At 45.1% G+C, this 18,250-nt stretch carries 11 protein-coding genes; 8 read left to right on the top strand and 3 right to left on the bottom strand.

The genetic code is table 11. The annotated features are described in order from the left end of the window. Positions 1-72: 72 nt before the first annotated feature. From ACDQ55_RS06380 to ACDQ55_RS06370, 3 genes are all read left to right on the top strand, one after another. The gene (locus ACDQ55_RS06380; RefSeq protein WP_420980405.1) at positions 73-474 is read left to right on the top strand and encodes an RNA-binding S4 domain-containing protein; all 402 of its coding nucleotides are present in this window, start codon (positions 73-75) and stop codon (positions 472-474) included. A 193-nt stretch (positions 475-667) separates the two neighbouring features. Then, a complete protein-coding gene (lysA, locus tag ACDQ55_RS06375; RefSeq protein WP_420980403.1) occupies positions 668-1,891 on the top strand; it encodes a diaminopimelate decarboxylase in 1,224 nt (407 codons plus the stop codon). Positions 1,892-2,123: 232 nt separating this feature from the next. Further along, positions 2,124-4,457 (top strand): GAF domain-containing protein, encoded by a 2,334-nt coding sequence (locus ACDQ55_RS06370; RefSeq protein ID WP_420980402.1) that lies wholly within the window; start codon positions 2,124-2,126, stop codon positions 4,455-4,457. A 98-nt stretch (positions 4,458-4,555) separates the two neighbouring features. On the opposite strand, the gene ACDQ55_RS06365 is transcribed toward ACDQ55_RS06370, so the two are convergent. Together ACDQ55_RS06365 and ACDQ55_RS06360 are read right to left on the bottom strand one after the other, a co-directional pair. Beyond that, on the bottom strand, positions 4,556-8,209 hold the full coding sequence (locus tag ACDQ55_RS06365; RefSeq protein WP_420980400.1) for a BamA/TamA family outer membrane protein: 3,654 nt from the start codon (positions 8,207-8,209) through the stop codon (positions 4,556-4,558). After that, entirely contained in the window at positions 8,206-9,060 is an 855-nt protein-coding gene (locus ACDQ55_RS06360; protein ID WP_420980399.1) for a hypothetical protein, read from the bottom strand. Before ACDQ55_RS06360 ends, ACDQ55_RS06365 begins: the two co-directional genes overlap by 4 nt. Before the next feature lie 162 nt (positions 9,061-9,222). Between ACDQ55_RS06360 and ACDQ55_RS06355 the strand changes: the two genes are divergently transcribed. From ACDQ55_RS06355 to ACDQ55_RS06335, 5 genes are read left to right on the top strand one after another with little or no spacing between them, the layout of a single operon-like run. Continuing rightward, positions 9,223-10,473, top strand: a complete 1,251-nt coding sequence (locus tag ACDQ55_RS06355) for a Pycsar system effector family protein (RefSeq protein WP_420980398.1) — start codon at positions 9,223-9,225, stop codon at positions 10,471-10,473. Positions 10,474-10,479: 6 nt separating this feature from the next. After that, positions 10,480-12,474, top strand: a complete 1,995-nt coding sequence (gene ppk1 / locus ACDQ55_RS06350) for a polyphosphate kinase 1 (protein WP_420980397.1) — start codon at positions 10,480-10,482, stop codon at positions 12,472-12,474. A gap of 28 nt (positions 12,475-12,502) precedes the next feature. After that, complete coding sequence (locus tag ACDQ55_RS06345) at positions 12,503-13,012, top strand: thioredoxin family protein (protein ID WP_420980396.1); 510 nt, start codon at positions 12,503-12,505, stop codon at positions 13,010-13,012. Between the two features lie 7 nt (positions 13,013-13,019). Further along, positions 13,020-13,529: a DUF4442 domain-containing protein gene (locus ACDQ55_RS06340; RefSeq protein WP_420980395.1), complete on the top strand. Its 510-nt coding sequence runs from the start codon at positions 13,020-13,022 to the stop codon at positions 13,527-13,529. 30 nt (positions 13,530-13,559) lie between these two features. Then, positions 13,560-14,963: an MBL fold metallo-hydrolase RNA specificity domain-containing protein gene (locus ACDQ55_RS06335; protein ID WP_420980394.1), complete on the top strand. Its 1,404-nt coding sequence runs from the start codon at positions 13,560-13,562 to the stop codon at positions 14,961-14,963. A gap of 47 nt (positions 14,964-15,010) precedes the next feature. Here ACDQ55_RS06335 and ACDQ55_RS06330 read toward each other — a convergent pair whose 3' ends face one another. Beyond that, entirely contained in the window at positions 15,011-18,199 is a 3,189-nt protein-coding gene (locus ACDQ55_RS06330; RefSeq protein WP_420980393.1) for a two-component regulator propeller domain-containing protein, read from the bottom strand. Between the last annotated feature and the right edge of the window lie 51 nt (positions 18,200-18,250).

Raw genomic sequence — 18,250 nt, 5'->3', positions numbered from 1 at the left:
TTCTTGTGAAAGCGGTAAAGGAAGCAACCCTTACAGGCTCCTTTACCGCTTTGTCAGAAAAAATGAACCACAATGAGTAGTAACACCGAAAAAGTACGCGTAGATAAATACCTCTGGTCTATCCGGGTATTTAAAACCCGCAGTCAGGCTGCAGACGCCTGCGACAGCGGTAAAGTAAAGATGAACGGCGCTTCTGTGAAAGCTGCCAAACCGGTGTCTGTAGGCGATAAGTTCGAGATCAGAAGTGAAGCCCGCAAATGGGTGATTGAAGTAACCGGCCTGCTCTCTAACCGGGTAGCCTACAGCGAAGCCATTAAATATTATATCGATAGCACCCCCGACGAAGATAAACTGGCGCCAGCTTATATCCCTTCTGTTTTCCAGACAGGTAAACGCCAAAGCAAAATTGGTCGCCCTACCAAAAAAGACCGCAGAAGCATAGAAGGCTTCCTGGAAGGAGACGAAGAAGAATAGCCTCCGCCGTTTTGTTAGCGATTTATTTTATTTGAAAGGCTCCCGGCAGGAGCCTTTTGTATAACAGCCCATCCATTAAAACCAACTGTATTTCCCAGGTTCTTCCTTTCTCATTCCCATCTCTACCAATTTTCTGCAAAATCTCATTTTTGAGTAGTAATTTTGCATCCTCATTCTAAATCAAGGAGCATCAATGCCTAAACAAAGCGACGTACTTACTGCGGATTTCCTGGTGAAAGTAGCAGAAGAATTTGGTACCCCGGTATATATATACCATGCAGAAAAGATTAAAACGCAATATGAAAAGCTGCAAAAAGCGTTTCATAAGTCAGACACCCGCTTTTTCTACGCCTGTAAGGCATTGACCAACATCAATATCCTGAAGTACATCAATTCCCTGGGCTGCGGTCTGGATACGGTGTCTATACAGGAAGTACAATTGGGCCTGAAAGCTGGTTTCGATCCTAAGAACATCATTTTTACCCCTAATTGTGTAGACCTGCAAGAAATTATCGCAGCTAAAGACCTGGGGGTAATTATTAATATAGATAATCTCTCCATCCTGGAGCAATTTGGCAATCAATTCGGAGGCAGCTATCCGATCTGTATCCGCCTGAACCCACATATCATGGCGGGTGGTAATTTTAAGATCTCTACCGGGCACATCGATAGTAAATTCGGTATTTCTATCCACCAGATGCGCCACATAGAACGCATTATTAATTCTACAAAACTGAAAGTAACTGGTTTGCATATGCATACCGGTTCTGAGATCAAAGATGTGGATGTATTCCTGCGCGGGGTAGAAGTAATGTTTGAAATGGTGCAGCACTTCCCGGATCTGGAATCTATTGACTTGGGCAGCGGATTTAAAGTAGCTTACCAACAGGGTGATCCGGAAACTGATATTGAGCTCCTAGGCAAAAAATTGAGCGAAACGTTTAACAATTTCGCCCAATCCTATACTCGTCCGTTACAGCTGTGGTTCGAGCCAGGAAAATTCCTGGTAAGCCAAAGCGGATACTTTGTAGTAAAAGCCAACGTGATCAAACAAACAACAGCCAACGTATTTGTAGGTGTAAACTCAGGCTTCAACCACCTGATCCGGCCTATGTTTTATGATGCCTTCCACCTGATCCGTAATATTTCCAATCCAAAAGGTACAGAACGGATATATACAGTAGTAGGTAATATCTGTGAAACGGACACCTTCGGATGGGACAGGAAAATTAATGAGGTAAGGGAAGGTGATTACCTGGTGTTTTACAATGCCGGCGCTTACGGCTTTGAAATGTCTTCCAACTTCAATTCCCGCCTTAAACCAGCAGAAGTATTGATCAAGGAAGGTAAGCCACATCTGATACGCAGACGTGATACCCTGGAAGATCTGCTTAAAAACCAGATTGAATTGTCTTAATATTTTAAGGCCGGGTTGGGATAATGGATAGTGAAAGCAAATTGTCACAACAAATTACCCAACCTGGTTATCTGCAATTCATACAATATTTCTCCTACCTTTGCGTCTACATATTATATATACTTCCCCCGTATTCCTGCACTGTTTATTACTGTTATGGTGATAAATTTATATGTAACATTCATTGCCTGGCACTAAAAAGTGAGGCCTTTGGTTATAATTGTACGGCTATATGAAAGTTTTAACTGCACACCCCGGTGTTTTAAATGACGATAAAGTAATTGAGTCACACATATCATTCGTTCCTTTCCTGAACTATTTAAAGGAAAAGGTGGAGGATGGAGGAGAAGTCCGTTCTTCTTTCTACAAACTGATCATTGAGAAGTTCGAAAGCAATCCGGACGTATTACAACCCATTCCGAATGATGCTGATCTCTCTCCTTATAAAGAATACCTGGATCTCCTGGTAGCAGCCATCTTTCCTGTTACTACAGATTCCAGTAAAGATATCTATGGGATCGGCGTTCCTTATAAGTTTGCCATCTTCTACTATTCCGACCTCTTTAAACAATTGTTTTCTGATGATGGAAAAGAACTCCTGTCGATACCCAGCGGTATTTCCATGGATCAGGTAAAAAAAGACAAAATCACCTGGTTATATAAGCTTATTCTGGATAAAGTATTCCACTTTCCCATGACCTACCAAAACGATATCATCCATACAATGGACCTACCGGATGGTGGTAAACGTTTTGTGAAAGTGAATATAGACCCCCGGTTTGTAGATGTAAAAGTAAATGGCGAGCTCCCGGAACTGGATTACAACCTCTTCTGTTCCAAACAGATCACGCCAGAAAACCTGCAAAGCATGTTGCCAACCAGCATGTTTTCCCTGGAAGGGTTTGTAATATGGACCGTAAAAGACGTTACCCAGTCTGAAAGCCTTAACAGCATTAAGACGCTCGTAATGAACATGCGTGCCAGCAACGAAATTGAGAGCTACGGTAACCTGGAAAAAATGATCCCCACTATCCTGGGGATACCTGATGTAACCGCCCACCTAATCCCTTTCCCTAAAGTAAATGGTAAAAACGTATTGGAAGAACAATTTTCCAATAGCGACCCCATTATGGGCATCGGCAATAAAAAACAACAACAGCATTTTTTCCAGTTACTGCTGGAACATATGAAAGAATACCCTGTTCCGCTGATCATACCAGATGTAAATGAAGAAACGGTAACGGCACATCCTTTCCTGAAATACCTGCCCTTAAAAGGCATCAAGAGCTTTATCGTATTTCCTATCACTCATAAAAAAGAGATACTGGGGGTACTGGAACTGGCTTCCTCTACTATTAACCGCTTATCCGCCGAACCTTTGTGGCGCCTGGGCAATACCTATCCCCTGTTGGTACTCATGCTCAACCGTAGCATGAACATTCTGGAAAACCGGCTGAATGAAGTCATCAAAGACCAATTCACCGCTTTGCAGCCTTCCGTAGAATGGAAATTCGTGGACGCTGCCTGGAATTACCTGCTTACACCTGAGGAAGAAAGAAAAGATATAGAAAACATCGGCTTTGAAGAAGTGTATCCGCTTTACGGCGCTATCGATATACGTAATTCTTCCGTTCAGCAGGGCAATGCCATCCGCGAAGACCTGGAAGAACAGCTGCACCTGATCCAGGAAACACTGGAAACCATCCGGCAAACGATTCATCTTCCCCTACTGGAAGAACTGCAATTCAAAACCAATGATTTGCTGGAAAACCTCAGCCATAGACTACAGGCTGGTGAAGACCTGAAAGTGAATGAGTTCATAGACCAGGAAATACAACCAGTACTGGAACATCTCTGTGAAGGCAATGAAACATTAAATCCCTTGCTGATCAACTATTTCGCTAAAATGGACAAATCGGAAGGACATGTATATCACCACCGGAGAGAATATGAAGAAAGCCTTTCCATGATCAACTCGGCGATCAGCCAATACCTGGAAAAAGAACGCCAATATATACAGCACTCTTTCCCTTGCTACTTTGAGAAGTACCGTACGGATGGCATTGAGTATACCATCTATATTGGCCAGTCCCTTGCACAGGAAAAGAAATTCGATCAACTCTACCTCCGCAACCTGCGCCTGTGGCAACTTTCCTCTATGGCGTACATTGCCAGGCTTACGCATAAAATAGGTCCCAAATTAAAGATCCCTCTGCAAACTACGCAGATGATCTTAATGCACAGCGCTCCTATTACCATCAGCTTCCGCAGCGATGAGCGTAGATTTGATGTAGAAGGCGCCTATAATGTCCGCTATGAGATCATCAAAAAAAGAATAGATAAAGTACATATCAAAGATAGCAGTGAAAGATTAACACAACCAGGCACCATTGCTATGGTGTACTCTTATATACGTGAAATGGAAGAACTGAAAAAATATATCGCCTTCCTCCAAAACAAAAAGATATTGCTCCCCGAAATCGAAATGCTGGAGCTGGAAGAGTTACAGGGCGTGAGTGGGTTAAAGGCACTGAGAGTAAAAGTTAACATGGATTATACCATGTAGCAGGTTCTTTAATTGATTAGTTGATTTATAAAGAAACAGCCATTTGATAAATATCAAATGGCTGTTTCTTTTTTTATTCTTCCTCACCAAAACATCCCCTAGAAGCGGAAGCCCAGCGATACATAGGGTAAAGTCTCTTCACTGGAATGGCCTACTACTGCCGTTATGATGAGCGCATTGATTGGAGCAATATAAATACCACCGCCATAGCCATCATGCCATACATGGGACGTTTCACCTTTTCTCCATACACGACCCACATCGTTAAAGCCTACAAGGCCTACACCTGCTGGCAATAGGTACGTCTTCAAATCGAATAATTTTATCCGTAATTCGGTATTGTTATAAGCCATAGCATCGCCGGCAAAACGGTAGTTACGGTATCCCCGGAGATTTTGCACACCGCCTACGGTAAGCGCCTGGAAGTATTCGTAGTTACCCCACAGTTTACCGCCACCAAACCGGGCCACCAGCACAAAATTAGCAGGCATATTAAAGCTCATGTAAAGACTCAGATCCGATTGCAGCTGTGTAGTGTTATGACTATTATCGTTAACACCGAAATTACCGGAATAGGTGGTAGTCCAAAGAATACCACGAGTAGCTATCAGCTTATTGTTACGCGTATCCACTGTAGCCACTATTTTACCACCGGCGTACATTTTGTGACCGTAGATGCTGGCAGAATCCAGGCCATTATCTTTGAAATCGGTGATGAAACGATTATGGTTTTCATCCCTGTTAAACGAGTAATAATTGAAAGTAGGTCCGTAGGCAATATTGAAATGATCAGTGAATTTGGTTCTCAGCAATGTTTCCACCGTATACAGATCAAACCTGGCCCTATAATAGGAAATAGTTTTATGGTCTGATTTATCGAATACCGTTTCATTACCAAAGCCAAAGAAGTTAATGGTGTTATTAGGCGCTTTAGCACGGGCATTGAGTAAGAGGTCTGTTTTGCCGATCACATCGGTATATTCCCCTTCATAGCGGAAGTTCCACGCACGCGTAGCCAGCGAGTGGGTTACCGTAAACAGGTGTTTGCTGGAGAACGGCTCCTTGCGCCACGAATGGAACATAGCCGATACGCCCAAACCCAGTAATACGCCATCATCCCGGTTATAAGCACCGGCAAGCAGCGGCATTATTTTCCGGTATTGGAAAGCTTCCCGGTTGTATTTGATATTGTCTGGATCATCCGACAAACGGCGTTGTTCATTATGAGTAAGGGAAAAAGTATCTTTTCCTGATTTCTGATCGTATATCCGTATCCGTTTGCCCGCCTTTACAGTGGTGCTGTCGATGTAAGTATCTGCTGCGTTGCCACCAATCAGACGTATCCGGATGGGCGTACCATGATCGCCTTTAATAATAAACCGGTCGTTCCCTCCCATGCCATACACGTTCACATCCTTAGTAACTGCCGGATCAAAAGTACGGGAGTAAATATTTTGCTGTACTTCCCCCTTTTTGCTGATCTTATATATATTGAGGTCAACGGAGCCGCCGGCCTGTTTCTCTACCGTGATCAGTTCATTCTTTTCAGTAGCCGGTACATCTACAGCAGTAGCGAGGAAGCGGTAATATTTCATGACATTTTCTTCCAGGATATTCCGGCGGGCAGAAAGACGCGTCAACATCATAGGACCAACCAACGATTTGATGGTATCCGGGAAAGCGTTTACAGCAGCCTGTATCACGCTATCGGTCATCTTTCTTAAAAAGCGGTCTGTTTGTTTTTTCCAGTCAGCTTCGTCCAGTTCATTCATAAAAGAACGGTCGAAATAACGGGTACTGAAGTTAAAACCGTTGATATCCGGTATTCTATCGCGGAATCCCTGAATGGCCGGCATTAACCACGGACGGGCTGCCAAACGTGGAATTAAGCCGCTATTCAGAAAAAATGCCTGATCGCGGTCGCGGGGCACAGGATAGTAGTATTCTTCTCCTTTATGTTTTTCTTTGTACCAGCGCCATTGATCGTCATGGCGGTCAAAGTCCATGATGTACATATCAAGTATGCGGGCCCGCAGCACGGATTTCTGGTCTACATGTTCATCATTATCTCCCCATATCTTCGACAGTACTTTAGCTGTATTATAAGTTTTATCATTACTGCCGGTAACAGGTTCCCGTTCTTCCAACAGATATACATCATTACCGTAATCATTGGCAAACTCGCCCAGGGCGCTATCGGCCGGCAGGTATACAAAGGTAGGGCGGGTATGCGGCACACCGGCAGCTTCTGCCAGTACGGAAACTGCTAATGGCGCATAGGGATTGGCGGAAGATATCTGGTCTTGCACAATGTCTTTGGCAACCGTTTCCCGGAACATTTCCGGAATGGCGGCCAGCGGAAATTTTTTCAGGGAGCGCATTGCCCACTCTGTACCAGAGCTGTCTACTAACCGGAGCGAATGCGTTTGTTTACCTCCTCCACGTTGCAGGATCTTCATACCTCCCTTGGCAGTTGTTAAGTCCAATACCGGGAAGTACAACGGAGTGGCCCAAACTTTACGGTAGTTTTCTCCCAATAAAAACCGGTGAAAGCTGCCATAGCGGTTATATTGGGCATCTGCCGCTATGCTGATATAAGGTGGTAACTGATCTGGCGTAGTATAGTGAACCGCCTTTTGCGGAAGATCCTGCAACCGGAAAAGTACATTGCTGAATACTGGCTCAGGGCCTTTATCTGCCATATAGTAGCGTACCAGTACGGTGCTGTCTGACATGAGTTCAATGGCGCTGAAACCACTGGCTGTGGAAGCAAATAGGGATTTAGCTCCCTGCTTTACACGATTATTTTTGGCCCCGCTGCCACTTACTACAAAGGCATCATCTTTATCCTTAATCAGCTGCAAGGTATGATCATGGCCAGAAACAAATACCACCGGGCCATGAGGCGCCAATGCTTTTTCCACTCCTTTGATCATTTCCCGGTACTTGGGATTGGGGATATCTTCCGGCGTGCCAAACAAACCGCGGGCAATCGGATAAATAGACCCTACTACTGGCAGCGGTATATACAGGGATGGATTGAGGTCGGTGAGCGGGAAAATATGTTGCTTAATTGTATAGTAACCGCCATGTATACCATAGCTACGGAAAGGATGGTGGCTGGCAAAGATGATCAGTTTATTACGGTTCAGGGCTACTATTTCAGATAAGCGGGTCAGGATTTCATCTTTGTCTTTACAATCGCATGAGGACTCCAACCCGGGTTTATCATAAGGGAACAACCACCACTCGCTATCCATGATCACCACGGTTACATTCTCAGACACCCTTACTTCCACAGGCCCCGGGCAACCATCCTTGGGTTGAAATTGTACGTTATCGAGATACAGGGAATCTACATAACGTTGTTCGTTACGGACAATGTCCCAACCATCCTGCCTACTCTTATCCCAGTCGTGGTTACCCGGAATAATATAGGCGTGTGCGTTAGTACCTTTTACCAGATTGATCTGATAATCGAGGATCTCTTTGGCAGCCGGAAACTTTTTACTTGTGGAGTCCGGCACTCCTCTCGGATATACATTATCGCCCAGGAACAGCACTGTGTTAATGCTATCCTGCATATCGAAGGTATGGCGTACTGCGTCTACCACGGGGTTTTTACCGTTGCTATGCAGTTCTCCGGCGTCTCCGATCAGAATAACACGTCTTACCACATGGGGAGTTTGTGCCAGCAGGCAGTTGCCTCCGCAAAAGAACAACACGATATAGATAATGGCTGATCTGATCATTTTAGCTTATAGGTAAATTTAAGAATACAGGCGGTACCGTCGTAGCCGCCTTCATTAGATATATACATGTCGCCGTTGGGAGCAAAAGCAATACCCTCCGGCTGCAGGAATAAACGGTGTTTCAGGTTATAGGCTTCCTGTACATGTCCTTGCAGATCAGTGATAACAAGTAGTCCATTTACAGAAGCCACGATATACAAACGCTTTTCGATTGGATGGATAGCCGCTGCCGACGGCTTAAAAAAACGCATATCGGAACCGGCCAGTTTCGCTATCTCCCGGTTATCGAAATGATAGATCGCAGTAGTATCAAAAGTTTTAGTAGCCAGGTCGAAGTTATAGGCACTGGTAATACCCAGGCGTTTATCGTCTTCACAATTTTTACAGATCATCACAATACTGTTCCTGGCGCTATCGAAATAGGTAGTTTCAAATTCTTGTTTGCCTTGTTTTTCCATTTTGTAATGGTTGCTGTACACACTGTCGGTAAACAGTCCACGTATCTGGTACAGGGAGCCACTGCTCTTTAGCACAAACCAACCGCTGTCTGTCAGACAGATATCTTCATAATCGCCATCTTTGGCGAATTTGTAATGTGGATACGGCACGGTGGCCGCCACATCTATCTGGTATATCCTTCCTTCTTCATCATTAATGGCCATGATCCGGTGTTCATCTGGATAAAGTACAATACCTGAAATTTCTTGCATAGATGCCCGTACTCTATATCGCACTGGTTCTTTGAGATCGTATCCGGCAGGCGAAGCGTATATTTTTTGTTCCCTATCGCTGAAAGCATTGCACGACAGTAACAATGAGAGCATAAATATTAAGCCAATCCGAACATCCATAGTGTAATTTTATAGCATAAAATTAACTTAAAAATGCAGTAACTTAGGTTCAATTTGTGAATTGTAATACATGAAATGGCGAACCTACCGTTATCAGTGCAACAAAAAACATAAAGTGTATAACGCTACTCGTCATTTCTTATCCTAATTTTCGTCTTCCATATGCAAAACAATGTTATTATAGATGCGGCCCGGGATTATGTGACTGCCCAGTATAAGCAGCATCCGCATCTGAATCTGGTATATCACAATCTGGTACATACACAAAATGTAGTGCAAGCGGCGGCACAGATTGCAGCCCATTACCGTTTGCAGGACGACGAATTATTGGCCGTTTATGTGGCTGCCTGGTTCCATGATATAGGCTATTTGATGGGCGATCCCAAAAAACACGAAGAAAATGGCGCACAGGCAGCTATTCAGTTCCTAAAGGAACAGCAAGCACCAGAAAATGTTCAAACCATGGTGCAAGGTGCTATTATGGCTACTAAAATGCCCCAATCGCCCCAAAACCTGGTAGAACAAATTGTTTGCGATGCCGACCTTTCCCATCTGGGGGCCAGAAACTTCCTAGACCGCAATAAGTTATTACGACGCGAATTAGAATTAACGCGTCAGCAGGAAATACCCGCTATTGATTGGCTGAATAACAACATCCAGTTTTTAACAGCACATCATTACCTGACCGACTACGCACAAACCCTTTATAAACAACAAAAGGAAGAAAATCTTGCTAAACTGAAAAAGAGGCTGGAAAAGAAAACAGCAGCAGAACGCCCTTCCATAGTGCCAGTAGCTACTTCCGCCGATGCTGCAACCCGTCCATCTTCTTCTATCGCGATAAAGCTCAAAAAAGAAAAGGAAAAGAAAAAAGAAAAACCGGACCGCGGAGTGGAAACCATGTTCAGAACTACTTCCACCAACCATATCCGCCTCAGTTCCATGGCAGATAGCAAAGCGCATATCATGATCTCTGTAAATTCTATTATTATTTCTGTGATCCTGAGCGTGCTGGTACGACGGCTGGAAGATTATCCCAACATGATGGTGCCTTCCCTTATTTTCCTGACTACTGCTGTATTAACCGTTATCTTTTCTGTGCTGGCCACCCGCCCCAATGTTACCAGCGGACTCTTCACCAGAACAGATATTGAAAAGAAAGATGCCAACCTTTTATTCTTTGGTAACTTTTATAAAATGCACGAGGAAGAATATGAATGGGGCATGAAACAAATGATGAATGATGCGGATTTTCTGTACAGTAGCATGACCCGCGATATTTACCACCTGGGTGTGGTATTAGGACATAAATACAAGCTACTGCGTATATCCTATAACATCTTCATGTTTGGACTTATTATTTCTGTAATTGCCTTCTTAATAGCGGCTATTTTCTTTCCGGTTAAAGCTTAGTAATCTATGGCTATTCCTTTATTTAACCGCGACCTGAGCTGGTTATCATTCAATTACCGCGTACTGCTGATGGCAGCCGACCAACAGGTGCCTCTATACGAACGTATTAAGTTCCTTTCTATATACTCTTCTAACCTGGATGAGTTTTTCCGGGTTAGGATGCCCGCCATGCTGGCTATTAATAAGGTACTTGAGCAAGACCCGGAAGCGGGTGAAAACGAATCTACCAACCCAGAAACCCTGCAAGAAGTATTACAGGAAATCAACCGGCAACAACAAGAATATGGCCGGATATTTACCGGCAGCGTGTTACCAGATCTGCTATCACAAGGGGTGCAACTATATTATAATCAGCCCTTTGCCGGCGAACACCTAGATTTTACCCGCAACTACTTCCTGACCACTGTACTGGCTTACCTGCAACCAGTATGGATTAATGGTAAAAAGTCGAAAAAGATATTTCTGGAAAACAATGCCCTGTACCTGGCTATAACACTGGTACCGGACAATAATACCACTATCCAGGAATATGTAGTGGTAAATATACCCGCCACTTTACCACGTTTTCTACAATTACCCCCTCTGAACGGCAGGCATTATATTGCTTTCCTCGATGATATTATACGTGCCCATCTCAACTACCTTTTTCCGGGTTATACCATCACTGCGTGCCAGAGCGTAAAGCTTACCCGCAATGCTGACATAGATATGGATGAGGTAAAAGGAGATATCCTGGAAGAAGTTGAAACGCTGATCCGTAAACGTGAGCTAGGCCTACCTACCCGCTTCCTGTATGATGCCAACATTGCTGTTTCCTTGCTGCACTTCCTGGCCAAGCAATTTGATATCAGGGAAGATGAACTGGTAATAGGCGGAAGTTATCATAACCTGAAAGACCTGGCCTCCCTGCCCATACCGCCCGGCCTCACCCATCCGGAATACCCGAAAGTGATACCGGCGGCCAACAAAGCAGCAATAGCCACCGACCGGCTGTTAGACCTGGTACTGGAACGCGATCTGTTATTGCATCTCCCCTACCAGCGCTATGATGAGGTACTACGTTTTTTCAACGAAGCCGCAGCAGACCCGGATGTAGCAGAAATATATGTCACCTTGTACCGCATAGCTTCCGGCTCTCAGATAGCGCAGGCGCTAATCTCCGCTGCCCGCAATGGTAAAAAAGTAACTGTTTTTGTAGAGCTGAAAGCCCGTTTTGATGAGGCTAACAACATCCGCTGGGCCAAGAGAATGAAAGAAGCCGGCGTAAGACTGATATACAGTATCCCCGGGATGAAGGTACACGCTAAAACAGCACTGGTAAAACGTAACCGCGGCTATAACTGGGATTATTTTGGCCTGATCGCCACCGGTAATTTCAATGAAAATACCGCGCGCTTTTATACCGATCACGTATTATTTACCTCCCATGTAGGCATTACCCGGGAAATGGAACTGTTATTCCTTTACCTGCAAAGCAGGGAACAACCGGCAACTTATGATTTCCTGAACTTCCAGCACCTGCTGGTAGCCCAGTTTAATATGACCACCCGATTTACTGACCTGATAGACCGGGAAATTAAACACGCCCAGGAAGGAAAACCAGCCCATTTAACCATCAAGCTCAATAACCTGCAGGAAAGGGGCATGATCGATAAACTATACGAAGCCAGTGATGCCGGCGTACAAATAAACCTCATCGTACGCAGTATCAACTGCCTGGCTACCAACATCCCGCAAAGCCGGAATATCCAGGTGATCCGGATCGTAAACCGGTACCTGGAACATGCCCGGGTATTTATTTTCCATAATAATGGCCAGGAAGAAGTATATATGGGCTCTGCCGACTGGATGAACCGGAACCTGCATCGACGTATAGAAGTATGCATACCGGTATATAACCCCGCCTTGCAACAACAACTGAAAGATATTATACACCTGCAGCTGGAAGACAGTAATAACGCCCAGTTCGCCATACAAACGTATGTGGAAAATATAGTGTAAATTAGATAAACTGAATAATAGATTTCTTATGATGAAGTATGTTTGGACGCTGATATTAAGCATCACCTTTGCCATCCCTGCTACGCAGGCACAAACACCCGCACACGACCTGGAACATATTTATACCCCTACTGCAGACGCTAAGGCAGATATTGCCGCTGCCATCAAGCAGGCCGCCCAGGAAAACAAACACGTACTGTTACAAATCGGTGGAAATTGGTGTATCTGGTGTAAACGGCTGTATAAATTCGTTGAAGACGATGCAGCGCTAAAATCCGCTATGGACAACAATTACGTAGTATACCACCTCAATTACAGCAAGGAAAACAAGAACCTGCCTACCTTGAAAGAGCTGGGATATCCACAACGTTTTGGTTTTCCGGTGTTGGTAGTACTGGATGCCAAAGGCAACCGCCTGCATACCCAAAATTCCGGCCTGTTGGAATCTGCAGACTCTTACGATAAAAAGAAGGTGCAGGAATTCCTGAAACAATGGTCGCCCGCAGCCTTGCTGCCTTCCAATTACACCAACGAATAACATCGTTATGGATAATAGCATGACCACTTTTAATACGGATGCTGTACAATCTTTCCTGAAGTTTGTACGGCATCCGTTTAAGTTTTCAGCCTTCTTGCTCTGGAAGCTGCCTGCAGCCTGGCTTTCGGGTGTACGTTTACGCTTCATAGATACAGAAACCTGCATTACGAGTGTGCCTTTCCGTTGGCTATCACAAAACCCTTTCCGCTCTACTTATTTTGCTTGCCTGGCGATGGCGGGAGAGCTAAGCACCGGCCTTCCTGCGATGATGTATGTGCGCAGCGCTCCTAAGCGTATATCCATGCTTGTTACCGGCATGGAATCTGTTTTTATAAAAAAGGCTACCGGCCTCACCATATTTACCTGTACAGAGCTTCCATTACTAAGATCTGCCATTGAAAACACCCTTAATAATGATACCCCCCAAACAGTGACCCTGCATACAGAAGGCCGCGACAAAGACGGCATATTAATTGCCACCTTTGCGATCACCTGGTCGTTTAAAAGTAAATCGTAAATCGTGGTCCTTTCACCCTAAACAAACGATATGAAAATTGCATTTCACGGCGCCGCACGCACCGTTACAGGATCTAAGCACCTGATTACCCTCAAGAACGATAAAAAGATTCTATTGGATTGCGGTATGTTCCAGGGAATGGGACATGATACAGACAGCCTTAACAGGGATTTTGGATTTGACCCACAGGAAATCACCTATATGGTGCTGTCGCATGCACACATCGATCACTCCGGCCTGATTCCCCGGCTCGTAAAAATGGGGTACAACGGAGACATCTTTTGTACCGCCGCCACACGCGACATGACGGAAATATTGCTGCTCGATTCTGCAGAGATACAGGAAGATGATGTACAATTCACCAATAAAAGGATGGCTAAAGAAGGGTTGCCCTACGTGCAACCTCTATATAGCATGGAAGATGCTAAAATAGCGATCCGCTCACTATTGCCCGTAGACTTCAACACCTGGTACCAGATCGACCCGGATGTGCAACTGATGTTTACCGACGCCGGCCATATCGTGGGCGCAGCGTGCGTGCATTTACGCATTACCGAAAACGGCAAAACCGAACAAATCACTTTCAGTGGCGACATAGGCCGGTACAACGATGCCATACTGAAATCACCTGCTGTATTCCCCCAAGCCGACTATATCCTAATGGAATCTACCTACGGCAGCACCCTCCATGCCGACGCTAAACCCTCAGATGAAGAATTACTCCGCTATATACACGAAACCTGTGTAGAAAAAAGAGGTAAACTGATCATTCCGGCTTTCAGCGTAGGCCGCACCCAGGAACTGTTATATGCCCTTAATAACGCGCAGCTGAATGGCATACTGCCTAAAGTAGACATTTTTGTGGACAGCCCCCTTTCTACTGAAGCTACCGCTGTTACCAAGGCACACCCGGAGGTATTTAACCGGGCGGTTTCCAATTTGCTGAAGAGGGACAAAGATCCCTTCGATTTTCCCGGCTTACACTATATTAAAAGCGTAGATGAATCTAAATCACTGAACTTCCGCAAAGCGCCCTGCGTAATTATTTCTGCTTCCGGCATGGCAGAAGCAGGACGGGTAAAACACCACATCGCCAATAATATCGATGAGCCTCAAAACACCATCCTTATGGTAGGCTATTGCGAACCACAGTCGCTAGGAGGTAGGCTTATCAGTGGCGCCAAAGAAGTCTCTATTTTTGGTACCCGCTACCAGGTAGTGGCGGAAGTAGGCATGATCCGCTCTATGAGCGCACATGGCGACTATGAAGATTTAAGCCAGTGGCTATCCTGCCAACAACCGGGCGATATAAAGAAACTTTTCCTGGTACACGGAGAATATGAAGTGCAAAAAATTTTTAAAAACTGGTTGCTGAAAAAAGGATTCAAGGATATAGAAATCCCTGAAAGGCACTATGAAATAGGACTCACCTAAGTAAGACAGGGGCTTAGCACCACTATGAATAAGGATTTGAGTACATCTTATTCTTCCACCAACGGAAACCAAATATTCACCCGCGTACCCTTGGCCTTGCCGCCCTCATCTACCAGGTCTTCTATATCGAAGCAAGCATCCACGTTAAACCGGCTGTTATACAACGATAAGCGGTCGCGGGTAATCTGCAATCCCCTCGACTGGTGCCGGGGTTTATTGGCCCTTTGCATCGCAGCTGCTTTTTCCCGGCCTATTCCATTGTCTTCAATTGTGCATAGAATACGGTCATTCACCTTTTTAAACTTGATGACCAGCCGCCCTTTTCCTTTCTCATGGACCAATCCATGCCAGATAGCATTTTCTACAAAAGGCTGAATGATCATGGTGGGTATTTCTATCATGTTGGCATCCAACGAAGGATCTATCTGGATAGTATATTCAAATTCATCTGTTAACCGCAGCTTTTCCAGCTCCATATAGTTTTCCAGGACACTCACCTCCTGGGCAACAGTAGTGTGGTTTAACTGTGAATTATCTAATACATGCCGTATCAGTTTTGCAAAGCGGCTCAGGTAAGAAAGCGCCTGTTCCGTTTCGCTCTTCATCATAAAGATTTGGATGGAATTGAGCGCATTGAAAATGAAATGCGGATTCATTTGCGCCCGCAGCGCTTTCATCTCCAATTGTGCTATTTGTTGCTGCATGGCCTCTCTTTGTTTGGCCTCTTTTTTAATGCCGGAAATACGCAACCTGAAATAAAGGTACACCAATGAGGCGGCAGCCAGTAAACAAAGCAGTTTAAACCATCCCGTTTGCCAGAAGGCCGGTTTAATAAAGATCTGCAGTGTACTGATATGGTCTGAAAACGTACCGGCTGTATTTACAGCCCGCACCCGGAAAAGATAGTTGCCTGGAGGCAGGTTGGTATATTTGGCCACCAGGATATTATCCGTATGTACCCAGTTTTCATCTACTCCTTCCAACTGGTAATAGTAGCGCATTTTTTCCTGGTGGTATTGCAAGCTTTTAAATTCTATGCTGATAAAGTTCTGCTTATAGCTGAGGGTAACCGGCACGCTGTCGCGCAACGCTGCCTGGATCAATATTATACTGTCTAGTGCTTTCAGGTTTACAATGGTAACATCCGGCGGCGGCGGTGCCACACGCAAACTGGAAGGGTTAAACGAAACAACATGGTCAGATGCTCCTACCAACAGGTCGCCATTCCTTTGGGTAATGATGCAGCGGCGTACTTTCCGGGTGTTATCAATAATATCATCTCCCTGGATAAAAGTTTCGAGCCGGTCGTCCAGTAAAAAATAACGGTAAAAGCCATATTGGGTAGTTAACCATATGCTTCCCGGCTCACCTTTGGCCATACTTAGTACCCATTGATCAAACAATTGGTTATTTATCTTCAATGGACGGGAAGTATGCTTACGGGTGTTATACACCCAGAGTCCATGATCTGTGCCAGCCAGCAGAAGACTATCATTATATGGCAACAGGCAGGTGATATTGCCGTAACAATGTGTATGCCATTCAAATAGCTCGCTGCGGGTAATGCGCCGCTGATGGGGATTAAAGCTGATTAAGCCCGCTCCGCTGGTGCCCAGCCACAATATTGTATCCCCTTGCGGTACGATGTCCATCACCGACACGGGGCGCTTCAGGGAATCTGTTAGTTCGTTGAAATACTGGAAGGTATTGCATTGTGGATTCCAGCTGGCCAGGCCTCTTTTGTATAGGCCTATCCAAACAGTGGTATCATATTGAGGCTGCAGGTGCAGGAGTGTTTGTTCAAATAGCAACGGGGAAGATAAATGTTGAACGAATTTTCCTTTAGCAGGATCAAAAAGGGAAAGGTTACCATTTTCCTGGCCTACGAGGATAGTACCATCTTTTAATTCAGCAAAGCTCCATACCAATCCACGTTCTTCCGGCAGGGTAATATCTGGGCCATCTCCATCATGCACATAGTTACGGATCAGGTCTAAATTAGGAGTGAGCCAACTAAAACCTTTACCCCAATATCCTACATACACATTACCATTAGTTGCCTGGTAGATACCGGTCACTTCAGCTGCCGGCAGCTTTTCAGGTGTACCTGGAAAAGTGGTGCGGCTATCAAATATCCGGAAAGTGTTGTTATGTAGACTAATGATATTCACGCCGTAATCGGTGCCTATCCACAAGTGCCCTTCCCGGTCGCTCAGGAAGCAATTGGCCTCATAAATGTAATGCAGCCCCTTTTCGTCTGTATTGTTAGCGTTAATATTAAGGTCAAAACGATCACGGGGCCGGTTATACCGGAAAATACCGCCCTTTTCCGTAGCTACCCATACCTTTTGGGTAATATCGGTAATGAGGTCAAAGATTGCATCATTTCCTACACCATCCTTACCGAATACCTTGTCTGCTGGCGTTTTAAAGGTATAGTCGCGTAGCTTATGCGTGTGTTGGTCATAGCAATACAGCCGGCCATGCCGGCCCGCCATCCATACCTGATGGTGGTGAAGGTCCCGGTAAAATTTCTTAAAACTGTTGTCGATGTCCAGTATGGGCAGGCGCATGGGATTATTCCGGCGGCAGTACAACTCCTTCCTCCGGGCGTCCAATATATACATCCCGTTTTTACCGCTGATCCATAGTTGGCCTGCCTCATCTTCCATGATCGCATCAGTCATTTGCATGCGGTCGGCTTCCGGGATCATGGCAGCTTTCTGGAAGTTAAAAGTACTTTCGTTGAAACACAGCAGCCCATCAAGGGTAGTGGCCCAGATAACGCCTGCACGGTCTTGTATGATCTGGCTACATTGGAGTCCTTCGGGCCGTATGGCTTTACCGCTTACGCCCAGGGCTTTTATTTTATCTGTCACCGGATCGTATACGCGGATATTATCCGGGGTTCCCATCCATATACGGCCTTTCTTATCTTCACACAGGCAGATATCATCATAGTAGATGGAGCCCGGCACTCTATCGAAGCTGGCAACTGTTACCAGGTTGGCGCCATCATAACGTTGCAGGGCTGTGCTGGCGATCCATATAAATCCCCGGCGGTCTTGCATAATGGCAGATACATGGTTACTTGCCAATCCATTGCTGATATCCAGATGGGTAAAGCTGTAAGCTGCATTGCCTGGTTGCTGTGCCTGCGCTACTGGCAGGCATATGAAGAACCACAACAGGTAAAAACAATACCTGGCCAGATTTTGCCATCGCAACGTATACATCCTAATATGCCGCAGCATCATTGAATATTCAGGAGAAAGTGGCTGTAAAGT

The sequence above is a fragment of the Chitinophaga sp. 30R24 genome (assembly GCF_049056765.1).
Taxonomy (GTDB): Bacteria; Bacteroidota; Bacteroidia; order Chitinophagales; family Chitinophagaceae; genus Chitinophaga.
Note: the sequence above shows the minus strand (reverse complement) of the source record. Positions and strands in the feature narration are given on the sequence as shown.

What these genes read in the sequence shown, in the direction of transcription:
- ACDQ55_RS06380 (WP_420980405.1), top strand. Translation starts at nt 73, where the DNA reads ATGAGTAGTAACACCGAAAAAGTACGCGTAGATAAATACCTCTGGTCT.
- lysA (WP_420980403.1), top strand. Translation starts at nt 668, where the DNA reads ATGCCTAAACAAAGCGACGTACTTACTGCGGATTTCCTGGTGAAAGTA.
- ACDQ55_RS06370 (WP_420980402.1), top strand. Translation starts at nt 2,124, where the DNA reads ATGAAAGTTTTAACTGCACACCCCGGTGTTTTAAATGACGATAAAGTA.
- ACDQ55_RS06365 (WP_420980400.1), bottom strand. Translation starts at nt 8,209, where the DNA reads ATGATCAGATCAGCCATTATCTATATCGTGTTGTTCTTTTGCGGAGGC.
- ACDQ55_RS06360 (WP_420980399.1), bottom strand. Translation starts at nt 9,060, where the DNA reads ATGGATGTTCGGATTGGCTTAATATTTATGCTCTCATTGTTACTGTCG.
- ACDQ55_RS06355 (WP_420980398.1), top strand. Translation starts at nt 9,223, where the DNA reads ATGCAAAACAATGTTATTATAGATGCGGCCCGGGATTATGTGACTGCC.
- ppk1 (WP_420980397.1), top strand. Translation starts at nt 10,480, where the DNA reads ATGGCTATTCCTTTATTTAACCGCGACCTGAGCTGGTTATCATTCAAT.
- ACDQ55_RS06345 (WP_420980396.1), top strand. Translation starts at nt 12,503, where the DNA reads ATGATGAAGTATGTTTGGACGCTGATATTAAGCATCACCTTTGCCATC.
- ACDQ55_RS06340 (WP_420980395.1), top strand. Translation starts at nt 13,020, where the DNA reads ATGGATAATAGCATGACCACTTTTAATACGGATGCTGTACAATCTTTC.
- ACDQ55_RS06335 (WP_420980394.1), top strand. Translation starts at nt 13,560, where the DNA reads ATGAAAATTGCATTTCACGGCGCCGCACGCACCGTTACAGGATCTAAG.
- ACDQ55_RS06330 (WP_420980393.1), bottom strand. Translation starts at nt 18,199, where the DNA reads ATGTATACGTTGCGATGGCAAAATCTGGCCAGGTATTGTTTTTACCTG.